The following is an 18290-nucleotide window of genomic DNA, read 5'->3' as shown; positions in this document are numbered from 1 at the left end:
CACGTGATGTACGTCCGTCCCGAGCTGATTATCCGTCACCCCATCCTGACAACAGCGACCCAGGTTCTTCGGAACCGGGAACGCGTGTACGCAACGGACTCCGAGCGGGTCCGTGAAGCACGTGAAGCACGCGAGTTCGCGAAGATCACCGCGATCGTGGACCTGCTCACGGGAGACTTCGACCACGACCAACTCCGCGAGTTAGTCGATCGTTTGAGCGCGGCGCTCACCGAGTTTGAGGAGGCGTCGTGAGTCCGGAAGTCCGAGTCTGTCCCCGGTGTCACGAGAGAACGTCGAACTTCACGCGACAGGGTCAGTTCTGCCGCCTGTGCACGTACCAGGCGGCGAAAGAGAAAATGATGGTGTGTCCCGAGTGTCGACAGGTTACGACGGACTTCGACGACGACGATCTCGTGTGCCGCTCCTGTACCAAGGAAGCCGCAGCGGCGTATTTCGCGGCTCGCGATACCGAGCCGACACCGCGAAAGAAACGGTGTCCTCGTTGCAAGGAGGAGACGACGAATTTCACGCCCACCGCTGGTTACTGTCGTCCCTGTAGTGCGGAGTACCAGCGCGAGTACGCCGCTCGGAAGAAAGCAGAGCGCGACCGCGAGGAGCTGGAGAACCTCCGCAAGGTCGTTCGGGACGCCGGACTCTGATAAAAGGAACCGCCGCCGCCCCAGGAGCGGGCGGCGGCGGCAACCAAGCGAGATCACACAAGACCGGGGACACCAACCCCCGAAACACACCCAGGAGAGGTCATGAGCGTTACCGATAGTATATCAGATCAGATGTGGACGAAGCAGTGCAGCCGGTGCAAGCGGGTGCTTCCCGTTTGGGAGTTCTACGCGAACTCGGGTGACCAGCTTCGATCCGCCTGTAAGGATTGCTGGGACTGGGACCCCAAGCGACTCGCTTCGAATTTCGAGTTCCGTTACAAGCGGTTCCACGGGGCCGAACCGGTTCAATCCGAACTGGTTCCGCTCGCGGTTCTCATGAAGCTCTACCCCCGGTGCAACCAGTGTCTTGGAACGTGGCGCACGGGGCGGGGACCGTCGTTGGATCACGTCATCCCCGTATCCGACCCCCGGAGTTCTCACCGACTCGACAATCTTCAGTTGCTGTGCACTCCGTGTCAACGTTCGAAGTTCACTCACCCCCAGTCGGAAGCAGCGATGCGCACGCTCGAAGCGGTCGCCGGTGTCCGGCGGTGCAGGAGCTGCGGCCGGTCTCGTGTCCTCGCGGAGTTTCACCGAAAGGGAAGAAACCGCGACGGCTCCGAGATACGACACACGGTGTGCAAGAGCTGCGTGAGGGGTCGTGAGTAGTTCGACCCCGAAACCGGGAAGTAGAATCAGTAACAGTTACGACGAGGGGGAAGACATGCGACTCATGACGTGCTCGCGATGCGAGAACACCACCACCGATTTCGCACCCAGTACCGTGAAGGGCGGATACTGCCGCACCTGCAACCGGGAATACCAGAGGGCGTACCACCGGAAGAACCGGGAGAAGCGAAACACTCGCTCTCGGGAACATGGACGGCAGCAGCGGGACGAACTCCGTCGTCTCCGGGAGTTGGTGGAGGAGGCGGGTTTGTCATGATCGACCCGGACGCGACGACCCGGGAGTGTCCGGAGTGCGCGACGGACAAAGACGTGGCGACGGATTACCGTTACCGGTTCGATCGGCGCTGCGCGGAGTGTCGAGAAGCAACCGGTGTCGACCAGGTGTGTCCCGGATGTGACAAGACGCTCGGAGAGCAGAACTTCCGGTGCGACGGCGATTGGTGCCGTGACTGCCACCGCGAGGCGTCTGCGAAGCATCACGAAGAGAATCGCGAGGAGCGCAACCGACGTTCCCGGGAACGCGGACAGAAGCAGCGTGACGAACTCGCGAAGCTCCGGGAAGAGAACCGGGTGCTGGGGTGGGAGAACCGGCGACTAACGACCGAACTCGTGGAGGCGAGACGACTTCACTCGGAGGAGCGACAGGCGCGGGTGGACTTGTTCCTACGCCTGGAGTCTTTGAAGCGCGGTGATTCGAAGTTCTGCGGCGACTGCGGACATGACAAGACACTCGGGGAGTTCGGTAAGTACACCAAGAGTGGCAAGACCTACGTTAAGGGGACCTGTAAGTCGTGCCTGGCACGCGCAGCAAGCGACCGCCGGAAGTGACCCTATCCACCTCGAAGGACCCGCCGAAGCGGGTCCTTCTTCGTGTGCTTCGAGGGGGTATGTGGTGGAAATCTACTACACGTCGTCCGTAAACCGACCCTTCGGAGACGACGCCGGAGGGGTCGGCGGTGTCGAGTCGGTGGGGTTGATACCTCTCGGGACCCCCGGGGAATACGGGTGTCTGAACCGCGACATCCCTTGCTGCGTCGGATATCCGGCACCCGGGAAGTGTCTGGGGTGGGGTGTCAGGGGGGTTCGGCTTCCTCCCTTTATATAGAGATTTTCTGTGTTACTCTTTGACATGACGAAAAGACACACAAGAAATCTCTATAGAGCGGAGCGGCGGAGACCCCCCTGATACCCCACCTTGCGTCACCCCCGGAAGCCGACCGCTGAACCGTCCGTCACAGCTCCGGACACAACACCGTCTATCCGTCCCTCAGATGCCCGCTGCGGCGTCGGGAGTCGTGAACCCATACGACCCTAGTCAAACGGGGGTCGCGTCCGGGAGAAGCCACTACAGCGACGAATAGCGGAGATGGTGTATCGGGGGGTTTGGAGGGGGTGGTCTCCCCCTCTTCTATAGCGTTTTTCTGCAACGACAGAAGGTGAAAAAACTCCATGTACGGAGGGGGAGAGTACCCCCTGATACCTGTTGATACACCACCACCCCCTACATGTTGTGGTTCGGATTCCTCCGAAGCGGATGCCGGGTTAGGTTGACCTTTGTGGCGTGGGACACCATGCGTTCGGATAGCGAACAACGGTTCGCTTATCGCTCACCCGCGACGGGGAAGCGGCGGCGTGTAACCCGCGCGGGTTTCGATCACCTGTTCGACCAACCCTGCTAGATCGTCCCTGGGGACCACTCGGTACCCTCCGCGCGGATCCTCCCACGACCACACCGAACCGTCGCGGAGTCCGATACAGACGTTCCCCAAGTAAGGGGGTCCGACTATGGCGCGCTCAACGTCCGCACCGCGCGTCCACGGGAAGCGCCTCCACTCACACGTGAACGCAAGACCACGCTGCGTCATGAACGCGTCGCGCGCTGTGAGGTACGGGTCGCTGCTTCGTTCTCTCTGTTCCATGCGTCCACGGTCCCGTGACGTGCGGGGTTGCGCCACACCGTGACGGATTCCAGCAACCCCGGGACACCGCAGTGCAACAGCGTGTACAACCGTCCCATGACGACCCCCTCCGCGTTCCCCGACATGCTTTCCCGGTACCTCGAAGTCTCCGGACTCACTCAGCGGGCGCTGGCGGCGAGAGCACGCGTCTCACCCGCGTCGTTGTCCCGGTACGTCGGGGGGAAGACCCGTCCGTCCCGGAGCGCCGTCACCGCGCTGGACACCGCTCTCGCCGCGAACGGAGCGCTGTTAGAGGTCTGGGAGCGGACCGTCACCGAGGACCTGCCACCCTTCCTTCGGAGCGTCGCCGCTCTGGAGTCCGAAGCGGTCCGGATCGACCTTGTGACGGCGGTCGCTCTACCGGGGTTGCTCTGGTGTCCGGAGTACGCGGCGGAGGTCTACCGGAGCGGCAGGAAGGTCCAGGACGTCGAACACCTCGCGCGCTTGCGTTCCGAGCGGTTGGGGGAGATCTCCGCGACGGTGTCCGCTGTGTTCCCTCTGACAGCGCTTCTGGCGGTGTCGGAGCCGGTCCGGGCCGCACAGGTCGAACACCTTCTGAACCTCCCCGACCGGGTCACGTTCTACGTCCTGCCGGAACGGAGCGTGCTCCTGGGCGTCCCCGGACCGTTCAGTCTCTACCGGTTGCGCGACGGTCGGGAGGTCGCCGCGTCCGATCACCTCGAAGACGACGCGGTCTATGGTGACGGTGTCCTACCCCGGGTCCGGGACCTGCTGCGGGACGCTCTTGCGCTAGCGTTGCCAGCACAGAACAGCAAGGAAGCGCTACGGGAGTTGACCAGTTGAACGACCAGTGGACCAAGTCGACGTACTCCGGTTCGTCGTCCAACTGCGTTGAGGCGAGGACCGTGGACCGCGTCGCGGAGCTGCGCGACACCCAGAACCGGGACAAGGGAACCCTGTCCCTCCCCGCGTCTGAGTTCGTCGCTGTCCTCCGCGCAGCGCGGAACACCCTCTAGACGCTCCTCAGATCAACGCTCCGGCGTCGGGAGCACTTCCCCGGGGTAGTCCCTACCCCTGGACGCAAGACGAGGACCCCGTGGCGGATGCCGCCACGGGGTCCTTTAGTTGCCGTGAATTGCGTCTAATTGCTAGCTCCGTCGCGTCTCGAAGCGGACGTTGCCGCCGTTGGCTCGCGCAGACTGACGGAGACCCTTGACCATCTTCACGACGCCTCGCATGTCGTCAAGGTCCTTACAGTCGATGGTGAGATCACCGTAGAAGTTAATGGTGTCACCAGCGTTCTGCTGCGCCGCGACAATCGACCGGAGCTGATCGAGAGTCGCGACCATTTCGGCTTCACCGGAACGGTTGTGAGCGACGTGGCGGTCCGGTAGCAGGCCGCCCACGTCGTGGCTGCCCATTCCCAGCGAGGTCCCCCCGACGACACCGCCAGTGGTGAACCCCCGAGTCGAGCGACCCGGGGAGTACTTACCATTCCAGTTTGTATACCCGAAGAGGGTTCGACCGGAACCGCGCTTCAAGACGTTGAAGCTGCCGTTCACAGTATTCGAACGACGACCGGTGAGCTTGTTCATCATGGGTTCTGCGAGGTCCAGAAGCGCCTTCGGGTGATGCCTCCGATACACGAACGAAGCGGGACCGAGGTCGTCCACGGAACCGGTCGCGGTCTTACCTCCGACCTTGACTTGGAGTTTCGTCCCGAGGGGAATGACAGACGACGCGATAGCGTTCGCGTGCATCCGCTTACCGTTCGCCATCGGCGTATGAGAGTCCCAGAATGAGGTCATCATGGTATTACCGGAACCGCCGCCACCCGAACGTTTTGCTTTCGAGATCGCGGGGTGGAACCCGTACCGAGCTTGGAACTTCCCGGAGTCGTGACCCAGAGCGCCGCGATTGAACCGGACGCCCTTTCCACCACCGGCGGATTCGACTTTGTTTCCCATTAGGGTTCCCGCAGTGTGACCGACCCCGCGATGGGTGATACCCACCATGAACGGCGAGTCGAGATCGCGTTCCCATCCCGAGGGTCCGCGCGACCCGAAAGCATGCGTCGACCAGCGACGGTGCGGCTTCTGTCCTCGGATGACGGATTCGATCGCGGAGAGGTAACCCGAACAGTCCCAGGAGGGGTTGCCGTTACCGCCCCACTGGTATTTCTTGCCGTGCTGGGACTTCGCCCAGTCGACCGCTGCCTTTAGGGTTCCGGTCGCGCCCGACCAGTTCGAACCGGACGCATTGTGCTCGTCATCCTTCGACTGGAACAACGACTTCATTTTCTCCCACAGACGCTGACCCGCGTGGTACGGAACACCGGGGAACGTCTTCTTGGTGGAACCGCCGGACTCGCCGCCACGGAGGGAATTGAAGGCGTCCGTAAACGGTTTCTTCGCCCACCCGACGATGTCACCAAGCTTGTCCTCGGTGAACTCCTTGACGCTGGCGAAGGTATTCCGTGCCCAGTCGCCTACGATTCCGCCGAGGGTGAATCCCTCGACGGGGATTCCCTCACCGTAGTTACCCTTGCGGATGTTCGCGGAGACGTCTCCAGAGCTGGCGACACCACCCGCAGCGAACCCGTCGCGGAACCTCGAAAGGGGACGACCCTTCATGGCGGCCTGGTTCACCGCGTGCAGGCGTCGCCGCTCGTAGGGGTCGCGCATCGCTTCGCTGACGTATACGCCCTCACCGCGACGCATCGGAACGAGTTGGTCGTCACCGTCACGATAGGACGACTGACCAGGAAGGATACCGCCTCGCGCGAATCCCTTCGGAAGGTTAACCCGCTTGAGATAACCGAGACCCGGAACGTGATCCGCGATCTTCGACCAGAGAACTCGGATTCCGTCGTTATAAACGGTGTTGATCATGAACTTGACGGGCGTCTTCGCGACGTCCATCACTTTGTTCCAGACCCGTTCGAAACCCTTTTTCGCGCGGTCGAACGCGTCGATGAACTTGTCCTTGAAGTTGTTTACGACGCTCATCGCTTTGTTCCGGAAGTCCCGGACTCGGGAAACGATCCCGTCCTTGATCCGGTTCCAGATGTTCAGGGCAGCGACGCGGAGGTGACCGAACCTGGACTGAATCCACCCGACCCACCCAGCGATGGTGTTCCGGACCCAATTGACGACGCCTCGGACAATGTTCGCGATGCCGTTTCGGAGGGCGTTCCAGATGTTGACCGCGTTCGCCTTGAGAGCGTTGAACTTCGCGTAGATCCACGCAACCCATCCGGAGAATGTGTTACGAACCCAGTTGACGACTGCGGAAACGACGCGGGCGATGCCGTGTCGGAACTGCCACCAGATTTTCTCTGCGTTGTACCGAAGCGCGTTGAACTTGTTATAGATCCACGCAACCCATCCGGAGAATGTATTCCTGACCCAGTTGACGACGTTCCGGACGACGTTCGAAATACCGTTCCGGAATGCGTTCCAGATGTTGACGGCATTGGTTCGGAGAGCGTTGAACTTCGCGTAGATCCACCCGACCCAGGAGCTAAATGTATTGCGGACCCAGTTGACCACCGCACCAACGATGTTGCGGATGCCAGCGGTGAAGGAGTTCCAAATGTTGGACGCGTTGGTCTTCAGTGCATTGAAGCGTGCATAGATCCAACCGACCCAACTGGAGAAGGTGTTTCGGACCCAAGAGACGACCGCACCGACGATGTTCCGGATTCCCGAGGTGAATCCGTTCCAGATGTTCGACGCATTGGTTCGGAGTGCGTTGAACTTCGCGTATATCCACCCAACCCACGAACTGAAGGTGTTCCGGACCCAACCCACCACGGAACCCACGATGAAGCGCAGACCGATATTGAAGTTGTTCCAGATGGCGACGGCACCGGCGACGAATCCGGAGAACCGAGCTTGAATCCACCCGACCCAGGAACCAACGGTGGTTTGGACCCAGGTAATCGCGGTACCGAAAGCAGAGACAATGGTGTTCTTCACCGTGACGAACGTCGTACCGATTCCACCGACGACGCGGTCAATGAAGTTGCCGACGTGGGTAAACGTCTGACCGAAGGTCGCGAAGAAAGCGCCGAGGAACTGAATCACGAATCCGAGAGACTTCGTGAACGTCTGGAAGAACGCGGAGATGAAAGATCCGAGGAACGTCAGGATCGTTCGAATCTGACCCGTGTCGTTGTTCCAGGCTTCGACCATCTTGCCCCAGGTATTCGTCAACCACGTGACGACGTTGATGACCCCGATAATGAGGTTCATGATTCCGGCGAAGACAGCGGTGACCGCTTCGGGATTCCTCTCGACAGCAGCGAACATCCGCTCGAAAGCGCCACCGAGTTCACCGATCTTCTCCTGAAGCATCGGACCCATATGGACCGACAGAGACGAGAACGCAGACCCGGCACCCTCGATAGCGGGACCCCACTCGGAGAACCCCTGGAGAATGTCACGCTGGAACGATTTGAACGACGGAGCGGCGGTCGCGAAGAACGTCGACAGACTCGGGGACAGTGACTCGTAGGTCGTTCGGATATCCCCTGCTAGGTCGGTGAGTACCGACTCCATGGGAGCGGAGACGCGTTTGAAGTCCGAGACGATGAAGTTCGACATGTCACGGAAGGCACCCTTGACCTTCGCGGATTCCGCCCACGCGAGAACACCGAGGACACCGATGCCGGATGCGAAGCCGATGGTGAGCGCTCCGGCGATGCCAGCTCCGATAGCGGGCATCGCAACGGCGATCGCTCCGACCGCCGCGACGACCATTCCAACGGTGAGACCGACCTGCTTGGACATCACGCGTTTGAACGAACCCATTGCGGTTCGGGTACCGGTCTCCATTACCTCACCGAAGGACTTGGTGAAGATTCCGGCTCCCGCGCGTGCGAGGCCGCCGAGGATTCCCGTGGACCGGCGTCCCTCGCGCTCGACTCCGGAGAACATCGTCCGGTTATCGTCAATGCCGCGTTGGAACCCAGCGGAATACGCCCGACCAGCGGCGGCACCCGACTCGGAGAAACCCGAACCGGAAACCGTGAGCTTCGGCATCGACTGCGAGAAACCACGACCGAAGGACTCCGCGAACCGGCGACCAAGGTCGGTTCCGGTCTTGTCGATGTCTTTCGAGAGCGACTTGGTGACGACGTCGGTCTTGAGGTATGTCGGTAGCGTCTTCTGGAAGCTCTTACCGAACGAGTCCGCGAAGGACTTTCCGGCGGCGTCACCTATCTTGGTGAAGGTGCCGGTGTTCTTTCCGAACCCAGAAAGGACGTTCCGGGTTTCTCTGGAGAACGCAGACGAGAACCTCGAACCGGCGTCCTTACCGGCGCGGTCTGCTTCTTTTCTCAGCTTCCTCTGGTCGTAGAGGACTTCGACTTCGACGTAACCCGAAGCGATCTTGAATCCCGCCACGGTTCCTCCCAATGCATTAGTGGATTCCGGCTCGTGAGCACGGGAATCCACCACGCACTGAAAAGGGTTCCGGAGCGTCCGCTCAACGGAGAGGGTGACCCCGGTACCGGTGACAGCTCCGGTACCGGGGTCGATTTCGGTGACCTCGGTAAGCTACGCCGAGTTCCCGGGACGGGGGTGTGCTAGCTATGCCCCAACCGCCCCTTTTGTCAGCTCAACCCACATCCGTGGGGAGCTTGGGAATGGTCTCGTGAGATACGAGGACTGGAGAAGAATCTCTGAGACCGAAGACTATGACGGAGAATCCACTCCGTAGGGGAATTACTGCTCTTGCTCGCGTCCGGGGATGGGGTCACCCGCTGAGTTGGTTTCCCATACGTCCCTCATGGGGTTTTCCCGGTAATCACGATTCTTGAGGATCTCGTCAAGAGTCGGAACCTGGACGTCGTGGGAACTCTCGATAGTGCGCTGGAGGTTCTGCCACAGAATGACATCCTTGGCGTCGTAGGTGCCCTTTGCGCGAACTGACTCCAACAGACGCCGGAGCTTGTATCCGGGGGTGTTTCCGATAGACACAGCGTGAACAGCGGCTTCCTCTGCTTTGACACGCGCGTCTTCGCGGCGGAGCTTCACCATGTGCTGGCGTTCCCGCTTCGCCTGTGCCTTTGCGGCGTTGATGTCGCTCTGCTCGGGAAACGGATACTGAGCGATCAACTGTAGTGCACGCTGACGTTCCCAGCGGTCGTCGTCCTTTTCGCGTTCGACACTCTTGAGGTACTTGTCGTAAAGCTGCTGCTGGGTCGGGTGACGGAGACCCTTCTTCTGGTTGCGAAGCTGCTGCATCAGCCTGTCTGTGGTGTCGTCCTTTTTGGGTTCGTCACCCAGCGCCTGGTAATCGTCGAGAAAGGAACGACCCTTCGGTGACTCGTGTGGGTTATCAACTGCCATGGTTACTCTCCTCGGTCGCTGTGACCATCTCTCGTGCCTGCTCCGGTGTGATCATCGGATCTACTCGGAGCAGTTCGATAATCCTTCGGAGTTGTTCGGAGGTTACGCGCTCCACGAGAGTTCTCGTTCCGCGCGCGCCATTGCCTCGTTCAGCCGTCGCCCAGCAGCGATCGAACGGTATACCGTCTTTTCGCAGACCTGGAAGGTAGCGGCGATCTCCGCGACCGGGGTACCCGTGTCGTAAAGGGTCGCCATGCGCATACAACGCTTTCGTACCGGTGGGTACAGTGGAATCCAATCGGACATCGAAGCCCCCTTTGAACCAGGGGACTTTCCCCTTTATCTGATTGTAACACACCTTTCGGACATTCCTCGGACAGAGTGACAAAGCCGCCTGACAAAGGGTTTCATTGAAACTCGGGGTTGTAGCTCGTGACCGTGGGACAGGGGGTCCCTTTAGGTGTCAAAAAATGCTGAGCAAAAAATCCACGGGTCAGAGCTGTCTCCGCTGCCTGCGAATTGGCTACTAGTGTCTTGGACAGAGTGTCCACGCATTTGTGGCAGTGGAACCGGGTATCGCGCAATTCTCCGCGCAGACCACGCAACAGACACGGCAACAGCACCGAACGTCATTGTTTCCAGGGGGTCTAGCGTCCCGGAGACCCCGGAAACCAGACCCCGGGACACCGCTTCGGACGCACTGCCACCTGTGACGCTCTCAGATGCCCTCGCAAGCGATCGGTGACCGCTACATGTATGCGAAGCTTCGGACACTTGCGTTCGTGTCGTAGCGTTGATCTCAGAGCTTCGATGATCCGATGAAGCAAGAGACAATCATCGGATGTCTCGTGTTGTGTATCAATCTTTGTATCAACATCCAACGATGGGTGCGGGGTTCTCGGTATCAGTGCCCCAGGACCCTAGGTGTGGGTACCCTCGTGACCTGGACACACTCACTATCACTGCATATCCTGGTACCAGGAACTTAGGAACCGGTAGTGACCCTCTCAGAGTGACTGTCCCGTAAGGGGTTCAGAGGTTCGTGGTACCAGCGCCGCCGTACAGCACTGGTCCCACACGACCTCGGCGTCGTAGCCGCCCGCGTCGCCGTAGCGGGCGATGGCCGCGGCGTAGCGCATCTGCGTCCTCTCGCCGTCGTCGACCATCATGGCCGCCTCGGCCGCCTCCAGGTCCGCGTGCGCCTCGCGCACCGGGGCGGGGGAGACCGACACCAGCAGTTCGTGGACGGTGGTCTCGTCGCGCACGTGCCCGATGAACTGCGGCATCACGCCGAGTTCGCCGTCCAGGGTGACCGCGCCGCCCTGGGGGCGCTGCTCGCCGCGCACGATCCGCAGCAGGGTGCTCTTGCCCGCGCCGTTGGCGCCCACCAGCGCCGCCTTGGAACCCTCGCCCACGCGGAAGGACACCGCGTCCAGCAGGATCCTGCCGTCGGGCAGGGTGTGGCTGACCTGGTTGACGTCGATGTAGCCCAAGACCGCTCTCCACAGGGGTTTCGCCGTAGGCGCCCGGTCACCGCCGCGAGCGCCCCGGCAGGTTTCCACGGCGCGGCGCGCGCCCGCAACCGGTTTTCCCAGGTGCGGGCGCTGACGGGGTCCGCAGGCGCGCTCAGCCCGCGGCGGCGCCGAACCACCTCGGCAGCCGGTCGAGCAGCTCACGCTGGTCCCCGCCGGCCCAGGCCACGTGGCCGTCCGGCCGCAGCAGCACGGCGGGCGCGCCCAGCTCCTCGCCGGCCCCGCCGGTATCGACGACGTGGTCGACCCGGTCCGCCCAGCCCGCCACCGAGAGCCGACCGGTCCGGTCGAGCAGCAGCCCGCGTCCGTCGTGCGTCAGCTCGTAGAGGCGCCCCTGGGCCAGGGGGATGTCGCGCATCCGCCTGCCGAGCAGCGCGTGCCCCTCGCCGAGGTCGTAGCGCAGGTCCGTCGCGGTGACGAGCCCGGTCACGTACCGGTTCGCCTCCTCGAAGTCCATCAGCCTGGACAGCAGTCCCCGCAGCGCGACCGCGCCCGGCTCGGTGCCCAGCAGCACCATCTGCGCGCGGGTGTTGTCCAGCACGGCGGCGGCCACCGGGCGCCGTTCGGCGTGGTAGCTGTCCAGCAGCCCCTCCGGCGCCCAGCCCCCGACCTCGGCGGCCAGCTTCCAACCGAGGTTGAACGCGTCCTGGACACCGAGGTTGAGCCCCTGCCCGCCGGTCGGCGGGTGGACGTGCGCCGCGTCCCCGGCCAGCAGCACCCGGCCGACCCGGTAGCGCTCGGCCAACCGGGTGGCGTCGCCGAACCGGGACAGCCAGCGCGGCGAGTGCACGCCGAAGTCGGTGCCCGCGTGGGACCGCAGCTGCCGCCTGAACTCCTCCAGGGTCGGCGCGCTCGTGCGGTCCTCGGCCACCCCGTCGGCGGGCACGATGACGCGGTACACCCCCTTCCGGTCCCCGTCTCCGCCCGTGAGCGGGGCGAGGCCGAACCGCAGATGGGTCCTGCGGACCCGCGCGACGACGGCGGCGATCGACTCCGGATCCTCGGTCGCCTCCATCTCGCCCAGCAGCGTCTCGACCCTGGCGGGCTCGCCGGGGAAGCCGACGCCGAGCAGCTTGCGCACCGTGCTGCGGGCGCCGTCGCAGCCGACGAGGTAGCGCGAGCGCAGACGCGTGCCGTCCGCCAGTTCGACGCTCACCCCGTCCTCGTCCTGGCTCAACCCGACCAGCTCGTGGCCGCGCCGGACGTCGGCGCCGAGTTCGAGGGCGCGCTCGTGGAGCAGGCGTTCGGTGACCGGCTGCTCGATGGCCAGGCCGTACGGGTGGGCCGTGTCCAGCCCGTCGGGCCACGGCTTGGTGATGCCGCCGAAGATGCCGCCGACCCGGAACTTCTTCCCGACCGCGAGGAACCGCTCCAGCAGACCGCGCTGGTCCATCACCTCCACGCTGCGCGTGTGCAGACCCTGGGCGCGGGCCTGCCGGGTCGGCTCGGTGAGCCTCTCCAGCACGACCACGCGCACACCGTGCAGCCGCAGCTCGCTGGCGAGCATCAGGCCGGTCGGTCCGCCGCCGACCACGGTCACGTCAATCATGGATTCCCCGTTCAACGAGATCGCTCTCCACCGGCCGTTCCGCGTGTTTTCGCGGGGCGCACGTCCGTGTTCCCGCGTCAGACACCTGTGAGCGCACCGCGGTCCCCACCAGTGCTGGGACGTCGGTACGTGATCGGTGCGCCGACGACGGCACACGCTTTTCACACGTCCCGAATTCACGCGGATTCCGGTTTCGAAGGGAAATTGTGCGGCACGACCCGGGTCTTGCCGCAAGCCCCGGGGTGCGCTATAGATTGATAATGGCAGGAGACGTTTTTCCTCCCTCTGTTGCTCTCCGTGATCACCTGACTGCTTTTCCGCGGGCGGCTCCGCGCCGTGCCCCGCTCGGGTCTCCGGTCGCGCGGCCCTGACCCGGAGGCGGGTGTGTCGCAACCTTCTCGCGACACCGGACGGTAGTTGTATGGGTGCCCTGAGTGAATGGTGTCCGGGCCCGCGGCCCACCGGTCCGGTCGGGGGCGGGCCCCTCCGGTGCGCGCGGGTCGGCGCCCGACACCACCGAACAGGGGAGACGCATGCAGATCGGGTACAAACTGGCGGCCGAGGCCTTCGGCCCGGAGGAACTCGTCCGGCAGGCGGAGCTGGCCGAGCGCGCCGGGTTCGACTTCGTGGAGATCAGCGACCACTACCACCCCTGGCTGGACAACCAGGGCCACTCACCCTTCGCCTGGACCGTGCTCGGCGCCATCGCGACCAGGACCGAGCGGATCGGACTGGCCACCGGAGTGACCTGCCCGACCGTGCGCTACCACCCGGCGATCATCGCCCAGGCCGCCGCGACCCTGGCCCTGCTCTCGAAGGGCCGCTTCGTCCTCGGCGTCGGCTCCGGGGAGCGGCTCAACGAACACGTCGTCGGCCAGGAGTTCCCCGACTCCGTCCAGGTGCGCCACCACATGCTGCGCGAGGCCCTGGAGATCATCCGCCTCCTGTGGGGCGGCGGTTACCAGTCCTACGAGGGCGAGTACCTGCGGCTGGAGGACGCCCGGGTGTTCGACCTGCCCGAGGAGGCGCCGCTGATCGCCGTCGCCGCCAGCGGCGGGCAGTCGGCCAGGCTCGCCGCCGAATTCGGCGACGGGCTGTTCGCCACCGAGCCCAAGGCCGCGATCGTGCGGGACTACCGCGACGCCGGGGGAGAGGGCCCCCGCTACGCCGAGGTGCCCATGGCCTGGGCCGAGGACGAGCACACCGCCGCACGGGCGGCCCTGGAGACCTCCCGCTGGGCCCTGACCGGCTGGAAGGTCATGAGCGAGCTGCCCAACCCGGTCAACTTCGCGGCCGCCACCACCACGGTCCGGGAGGAGGACGTGCTGGGGCACTTCGCCTGCGGGCCCGACCCCGAACGCTACGTCGAGGCCGTCCGCGCGTACGTCGACGCGGGCTTCGACCGCCTGGTCATGCAGAACGCCGGGCCCGACCCGGACGGGTTCGTCGACTTCTACCGGCGCGAACTGGACGGACCCCTGCGGGCGCTCGCCACCTGACCGGCCCGTACGCACCGACCGACCGGACCGGACCGGGCGCGGTCCGGTCCGGCACCGGCCCGCGCGCCGCCGCCGCGTCCGGAGCCGGAGCGGTCACGCCCGCCGCGCCAGGACGGGCAACGGCGCGGGCGCGCCCGCGCCGCCGCGAACCGTCACCGGGGACGCCTACGATCGCGACATGGATCCCCAGAAGGCGCTCTCCGCACAGCTTCCGCCCGGACACACGGTGTCCTCGGAGGACGGCACTCCGCTGCTGTGGCTGAGCCACGACTCCGCACCGGCCGGACTGTGGTCCGAGCTCCTGGCCGAGCACCACCGTTCCGGGCTGTGGCCGCTGCTGCTGGAAGGGATGCACGGGGACCCGGTGCGGCCCTGGGAGTCCCAGGAGCTGTTCCCCGGCTGGATCTCCTCACCGGGAGACCACGACCCGGCGGAACTGCTCGCCCGGTGGTGGAGACAGCACGCCTCCGGCGAGGAGGCCGACCCGAGCACCGACCCGCTATCGACCACCGCTCCCTACGGGGCGTCGTGGCCCGGCCCGGCCCCCGCCGCGGACGTGCCCGAGGGAGCGCCCGAGCGGACGGCCGTCGAATGCGCCGAACTCCTCGTCGAACACGTGCCGGGGCTGCGGCTCGGACTGGTTCCGGCGGCCTCGGGGGCCGAGGCCATCGCCGCCTCCGGATGGGCGGGGCCGCTCAACTACGACAACGACACCGCCGTGTTCGCGGCCGTCGTGGCCGACTGGGAACGCCGCTTCGGAGCGCGCGTGCTGGGCATGGGGTTCGCGACCCTCACCCTGGCGGTCGGCGCCCCGCCGACCGACGGCGGGCAGGCCCTGCGCGTGGCGGCCGAGCACTTCGCGTTCTGCCCGGACAACCTCTGGCAGGGTTCCCACCGCGACCTGAGGGCCTACGCCGAGATACTCGTCGACCGCCCGGTCTGGCAGTTCTGGTGGGACTGACCGGGTACCGCGGCCGCCGGGAACGGGGCACTCACGCCGGAGGCGGTTCGGGCGCGCCCGAACCGCCCATCCACCGCGCCAACCGCTCCCGGTCCACCAGGGTCATGTACCCCTCGCCCTCACGGGCGGCGGCCTCGGTGAAGCCGTTCGAGGCCACGAACACCCCCCGGTACCCCTCGTAACTGGTGGCGAGGACGCCGAGGAAGGCGCGGACCTCGTTCGGGGGCACCGGGCTGTTCCACCGCTTGCACTGCACCACCACGGCCTGCCCGTCCGGCGCCCGGCCCAGCACGTCCACCCCTCCGTCGTCGGCCCCGCCGACCACCGTCACGGCGGTGTAGCCGTGCGTGCGCATCAGCCCCGCCACGTGCTCCTCGAACTCCACACCGGTCATCCGGTCGACCTCCGACAGGTCGACCCGCGCCACCCGCCACTTCTCCCGGGCCAGGCGCAGCCGCACGCGGCACCACCACAGCAGGGCGGCCACCCCCAGCGCCGCCACGACCCACAGCAGCGGCCGCGCCGAACTCTGGGCCACCCACGCGCCGACCATCAACGCCACGACCAGGCCCAGCACGAGGGCGTACCGGTGGCGCCACACGAACCGCCACTCCCGGGGGCCCCTCCGGCCCTCGCCGGGGTACGTCCTGTCGGGGTACGTCCTGTCCTCGGCCGCGTCGTCAGGGGAGATGTCGGTCATGGACTGCCCCTTCCCCGTCCGGGCGGTTCGTCACCCGCCCCGGCGCCGGTGCCCTGTGGGGAACGCCACGGCGCGGAGCCGTTTCCGGTCCGGGACCCGCCCTGACCACCGCTCGCGCCGAACGCGGGGACTACCATGGCCGCGCGGCGGCCGACCCTCGCGGCGGCGACCGTCCGGGGAGCGGTGCTCCGCCGCCCCCGGGTACCCACGGGAAGTAGTCCTTCGATGTCAGTTCTCACGCGCGTCGCCGACTTCGTCGGCAGGTGGTTCGCCCTGCTGGTCCTCGCCGGAGGGATCGCGGGCCTGGCCGCCCCCGGGCAGGCCGCCCTCCTCGCCCCCTACATCTCCCTGCTGCTCGGGGTGATCATGTTCGGCATGGGGCTCACCATGCGCCCCGTGGACTTCGCGATCGTGGCCAGACATCCCAAGGCCGTCGTCCTCGGCGTCCTGGCCCAGTACACGGTCATGCCTCTGCTGGGCTGGGGGATCGCCCAGGCCCTCGGCCTGCCGCCGCTGCTCGTGGTGGGCATGGTCCTGGTCGGCTCCGCCCCCGGCGGCACCGCCTCCAACGTCATCGTCTACCTCGCCCGCGGCGACGTGGCCCTGTCGGTGGCGATGACCTCGATCTCCACCCTGCTCGCCCCGCTGCTGACCCCGCTCCTGGTCCTGGCCCTGGCCGGTTCCACCCTGCCCGTCGCCGCAGGCGACCTGTTCGTCTCCATCCTCCAGGTCGTCCTGGTCCCGGTCCTGGCCGGACTGCTGCTGCGCATGGCCGCGCGCCGGTTCGTGGAGAGGGTCCTGCCCGTCCTGCCGCTGGTGTCCGTCGTCGGCATCGTCGTCGTGGTCGCCGCGGTGGTGGGCGCCAACGCCGACGCCGTGCTCTCCTCCGGCCTCCTGGTCGCCCTGGCCGTGGTGCTGCACAACTCCCTGGGCCTGGCGCTCGGCTACCTGGTCGGCGTGGTCACCAGGCTGCCCGAGACCGCCCGCCGCGCGGCCAGCGTCGAGGTGGGGATGCAGAACTCCGGTCTCGCCGCGGCCCTGGCGACCGCCCACTTCGCGCCGCTCGCCGCTCTGCCCGGCGCCCTGTTCTCGGTCTGGCACAACATCTCCGGCGCGCTCGTGGCCACCTACTGGGCCCGCCGCCCGCCCGCGGACGTCCCGGCCGAGGCCTCCGCGCCGACGGGGAGCGGCACGGAGGGCCCGACCGGGGCCTGACCCCGCACCCCGTCCGGTCCGTCCGAGGAAGCCGCCCCGCCCGTTCCCGCCCGGCCCGTTGCCGCTCCGTCCGCACCAGCCCTGGTCTGCCCGTTCCCGCCCCGTCCGCACCCGCCCCGGCCGAGGACGCCGCCTCGCGCCGGGGCCGCTGTCCCGGTGGACGGGTCGCCGCCAGCCCCGGCCGGGGCCTTGCCACCCGGGCCCGCTCCGGGCGCGGGAACGCTGCGGGACGCGGCGGGCGGCGCCCGGGTTCGTCCCCGGAACGCGTGTCCCCACCTCACCGACCGAACCGGTTACCCGGGTACAACACGGTTCACACACGCAGTCCCTGGCCTGAACCGGACACCTCTCCTTGCGTGATCACCCCACCACACAAGGCGACGGCTGCCAGGCTGGTGCCCATGCCCGAGCGACACCGTCGGTTCCTGCGCCCCTGCTCCGGACTCCTCGCACTCGCCCTCACCGCCGCGCTGGGAAACCCCCACGTCCTCCTCGCGCCGTGCGCCCCTCCCGCGCACACCACGCCCGTCACCGCACCCGCCGCGGAGGCCGACCCGCGCCGCAGGGCCCTCCGCGACCGCGTGCGCGACCGCTGCCCGCGCCCCCGCAGGCCCGAACGCGGGATCGTTCCGCACCCCCGCTGCTCCTACGACTGACGCACGCGCCCCTTTCGCAGGGGTCTCACGGTTCCGGGGCCGCGCCCCGGCGCAGCCACGCCCTCCTCAGGAGCGCGGTGCCCAGGCCCAAGGCGGCCTGGGCGAACACCAGACCAAAACCGAGGCAGAAGAGGTTGACGAGGACGAACCCGAGGACCGACGTGGTGACACCGCTCCCGAACCCCGCGTCCGCGTAGGCGCGGTCCGGTTCCGTGGTCACCATCCAGGACGGTTCGCCGGGGACGAGGCGGGCCGACTCCAGGCGGCCGGGCTCACAGGGCCCCGACAGGTACAGGTGGACACCGGTCCGCACGGGTCCGTCGTCCCCGGAACGGAAGACACCCAGGCACAGCGAGCCCCCATCCGAGAGGGGCACCGACTCGGTGACCTCAAGGACGCCCTCCTGCCCGGTCCAGCCGTAGGCGGCTCCCAGAGCCCGCAGCTCATGGCCTGAGAACCGCACCGACACCGGGATCAACGCGCAGGCCAGCGCCGCGCTGGCCAGGAACACGACGAACGCCTTCCCCGGTGACAGAAGTCCGATGTCTCCCGAC

The 18290-nt window shown here is 66.0% G+C and carries 16 protein-coding genes and 1 pseudogene; 11 read left to right on the top strand and 6 right to left on the bottom strand.

Annotation, left to right across the window (positions count from 1 at the left end; genetic code table 11):
• Window positions 1-6 precede the first annotated feature (6 nt).
• The 7 genes from EV372_RS28735 to EV372_RS28700 all read left to right on the top strand — a co-directional run bounded on the left by EV372_RS28735 (window position 7) and on the right by EV372_RS28700 (window position 4284).
• Window positions 7-252, top strand: coding sequence for a hypothetical protein (locus tag EV372_RS28735; protein ID WP_130398659.1), 246 nt, complete (start codon window positions 7-9; stop codon window positions 250-252).
• Window positions 249-659 (top strand): hypothetical protein, encoded by a 411-nt coding sequence (locus EV372_RS28730; RefSeq protein WP_130398658.1) that lies wholly within the window; start codon window positions 249-251, stop codon window positions 657-659. Before EV372_RS28735 ends, EV372_RS28730 begins: the two co-directional genes overlap by 4 nt.
• The gene (locus tag EV372_RS28725) at window positions 656-778 is read left to right on the top strand and encodes a hypothetical protein (protein ID WP_130399167.1); all 123 of its coding nucleotides are present in this window, start codon (window positions 656-658) and stop codon (window positions 776-778) included. Before EV372_RS28730 ends, EV372_RS28725 begins: the two co-directional genes overlap by 4 nt.
• On the top strand, window positions 762-1328 hold the full coding sequence (locus EV372_RS28720; RefSeq protein WP_130398657.1) for an HNH endonuclease: 567 nt from the start codon (window positions 762-764) through the stop codon (window positions 1326-1328). The genes EV372_RS28725 and EV372_RS28720 overlap by 17 nt, the downstream gene beginning before the upstream one ends.
• A 273-nt stretch (window positions 1329-1601) precedes the next feature.
• A complete protein-coding gene (locus EV372_RS28715; RefSeq protein ID WP_130398656.1) occupies window positions 1602-2177 on the top strand; it encodes a hypothetical protein in 576 nt (191 codons plus the stop codon).
• A 1187-nt stretch (window positions 2178-3364) separates the two neighbouring features.
• Window positions 3365-4111, top strand: coding sequence for a Scr1 family TA system antitoxin-like transcriptional regulator (locus EV372_RS28705; RefSeq protein WP_130398654.1), 747 nt, complete (start codon window positions 3365-3367; stop codon window positions 4109-4111).
• On the top strand, window positions 4108-4284 hold the full coding sequence (locus tag EV372_RS28700; protein WP_130398653.1) for a DUF397 domain-containing protein: 177 nt from the start codon (window positions 4108-4110) through the stop codon (window positions 4282-4284). Before EV372_RS28705 ends, EV372_RS28700 begins: the two co-directional genes overlap by 4 nt.
• A gap of 132 nt (window positions 4285-4416) precedes the next feature.
• Here the strand turns inward: EV372_RS28700 and EV372_RS28695 are convergent, their stop codons facing one another.
• From EV372_RS28695 to rox, 4 genes and pseudogenes are all read right to left on the bottom strand, one after another.
• On the bottom strand, window positions 4417-8676 hold the full coding sequence (locus tag EV372_RS28695; RefSeq protein ID WP_130398652.1) for a hypothetical protein: 4260 nt from the start codon (window positions 8674-8676) through the stop codon (window positions 4417-4419).
• 321 nt (window positions 8677-8997) lie between these two features.
• On the bottom strand, window positions 8998-9624 hold the full coding sequence (locus EV372_RS28690) for a hypothetical protein (RefSeq protein ID WP_130398651.1): 627 nt from the start codon (window positions 9622-9624) through the stop codon (window positions 8998-9000).
• 1049 nt (window positions 9625-10673) lie between these two features.
• Window positions 10674-11117: pseudogene (locus tag EV372_RS28685) on the bottom strand (ATP-binding cassette domain-containing protein); the annotation flags it as partial.
• A 133-nt stretch (window positions 11118-11250) separates the two neighbouring features.
• A complete protein-coding gene (gene rox, locus EV372_RS28680; protein WP_130398650.1) occupies window positions 11251-12705 on the bottom strand; it encodes a rifampin monooxygenase in 1455 nt (484 codons plus the stop codon).
• A 533-nt stretch (window positions 12706-13238) separates the two neighbouring features.
• Here rox and EV372_RS28675 point away from each other — a divergent pair.
• Both EV372_RS28675 and EV372_RS28670 read left to right on the top strand, forming a co-directional pair.
• Window positions 13239-14204 (top strand): TIGR03557 family F420-dependent LLM class oxidoreductase, encoded by a 966-nt coding sequence (locus tag EV372_RS28675; protein WP_130398649.1) that lies wholly within the window; start codon window positions 13239-13241, stop codon window positions 14202-14204.
• A 178-nt stretch (window positions 14205-14382) separates the two neighbouring features.
• Complete coding sequence (locus EV372_RS28670; RefSeq protein WP_130398648.1) at window positions 14383-15165, top strand: DUF4253 domain-containing protein; 783 nt, start codon at window positions 14383-14385, stop codon at window positions 15163-15165.
• Window positions 15166-15196: 31 nt separating this feature from the next.
• On the opposite strand, the gene EV372_RS28665 is transcribed toward EV372_RS28670, so the two are convergent.
• Complete coding sequence (locus EV372_RS28665; RefSeq protein WP_130398647.1) at window positions 15197-15865, bottom strand: restriction endonuclease; 669 nt, start codon at window positions 15863-15865, stop codon at window positions 15197-15199.
• A 225-nt stretch (window positions 15866-16090) separates the two neighbouring features.
• Here EV372_RS28665 and EV372_RS28660 point away from each other — a divergent pair, with 225 nt between their 5' ends.
• On the top strand, window positions 16091-17080 hold the full coding sequence (locus EV372_RS28660; protein ID WP_130398646.1) for a bile acid:sodium symporter family protein: 990 nt from the start codon (window positions 16091-16093) through the stop codon (window positions 17078-17080).
• A gap of 401 nt (window positions 17081-17481) precedes the next feature.
• Window positions 17482-17736 (top strand): hypothetical protein, encoded by a 255-nt coding sequence (locus EV372_RS28655; protein ID WP_130398645.1) that lies wholly within the window; start codon window positions 17482-17484, stop codon window positions 17734-17736.
• A gap of 25 nt (window positions 17737-17761) precedes the next feature.
• Here the strand turns inward: EV372_RS28655 and EV372_RS28650 are convergent, their stop codons facing one another.
• Complete coding sequence (locus EV372_RS28650; RefSeq protein ID WP_130398644.1) at window positions 17762-18247, bottom strand: hypothetical protein; 486 nt, start codon at window positions 18245-18247, stop codon at window positions 17762-17764.
• Window positions 18248-18290 lie beyond the last annotated feature (43 nt).

The sequence above is a fragment of the Nocardiopsis sp. CNZ308 genome, from assembly GCF_004217075.1.
Note: the sequence above shows the minus strand (reverse complement) of the source record. Positions and strands in the feature narration are given on the sequence as shown.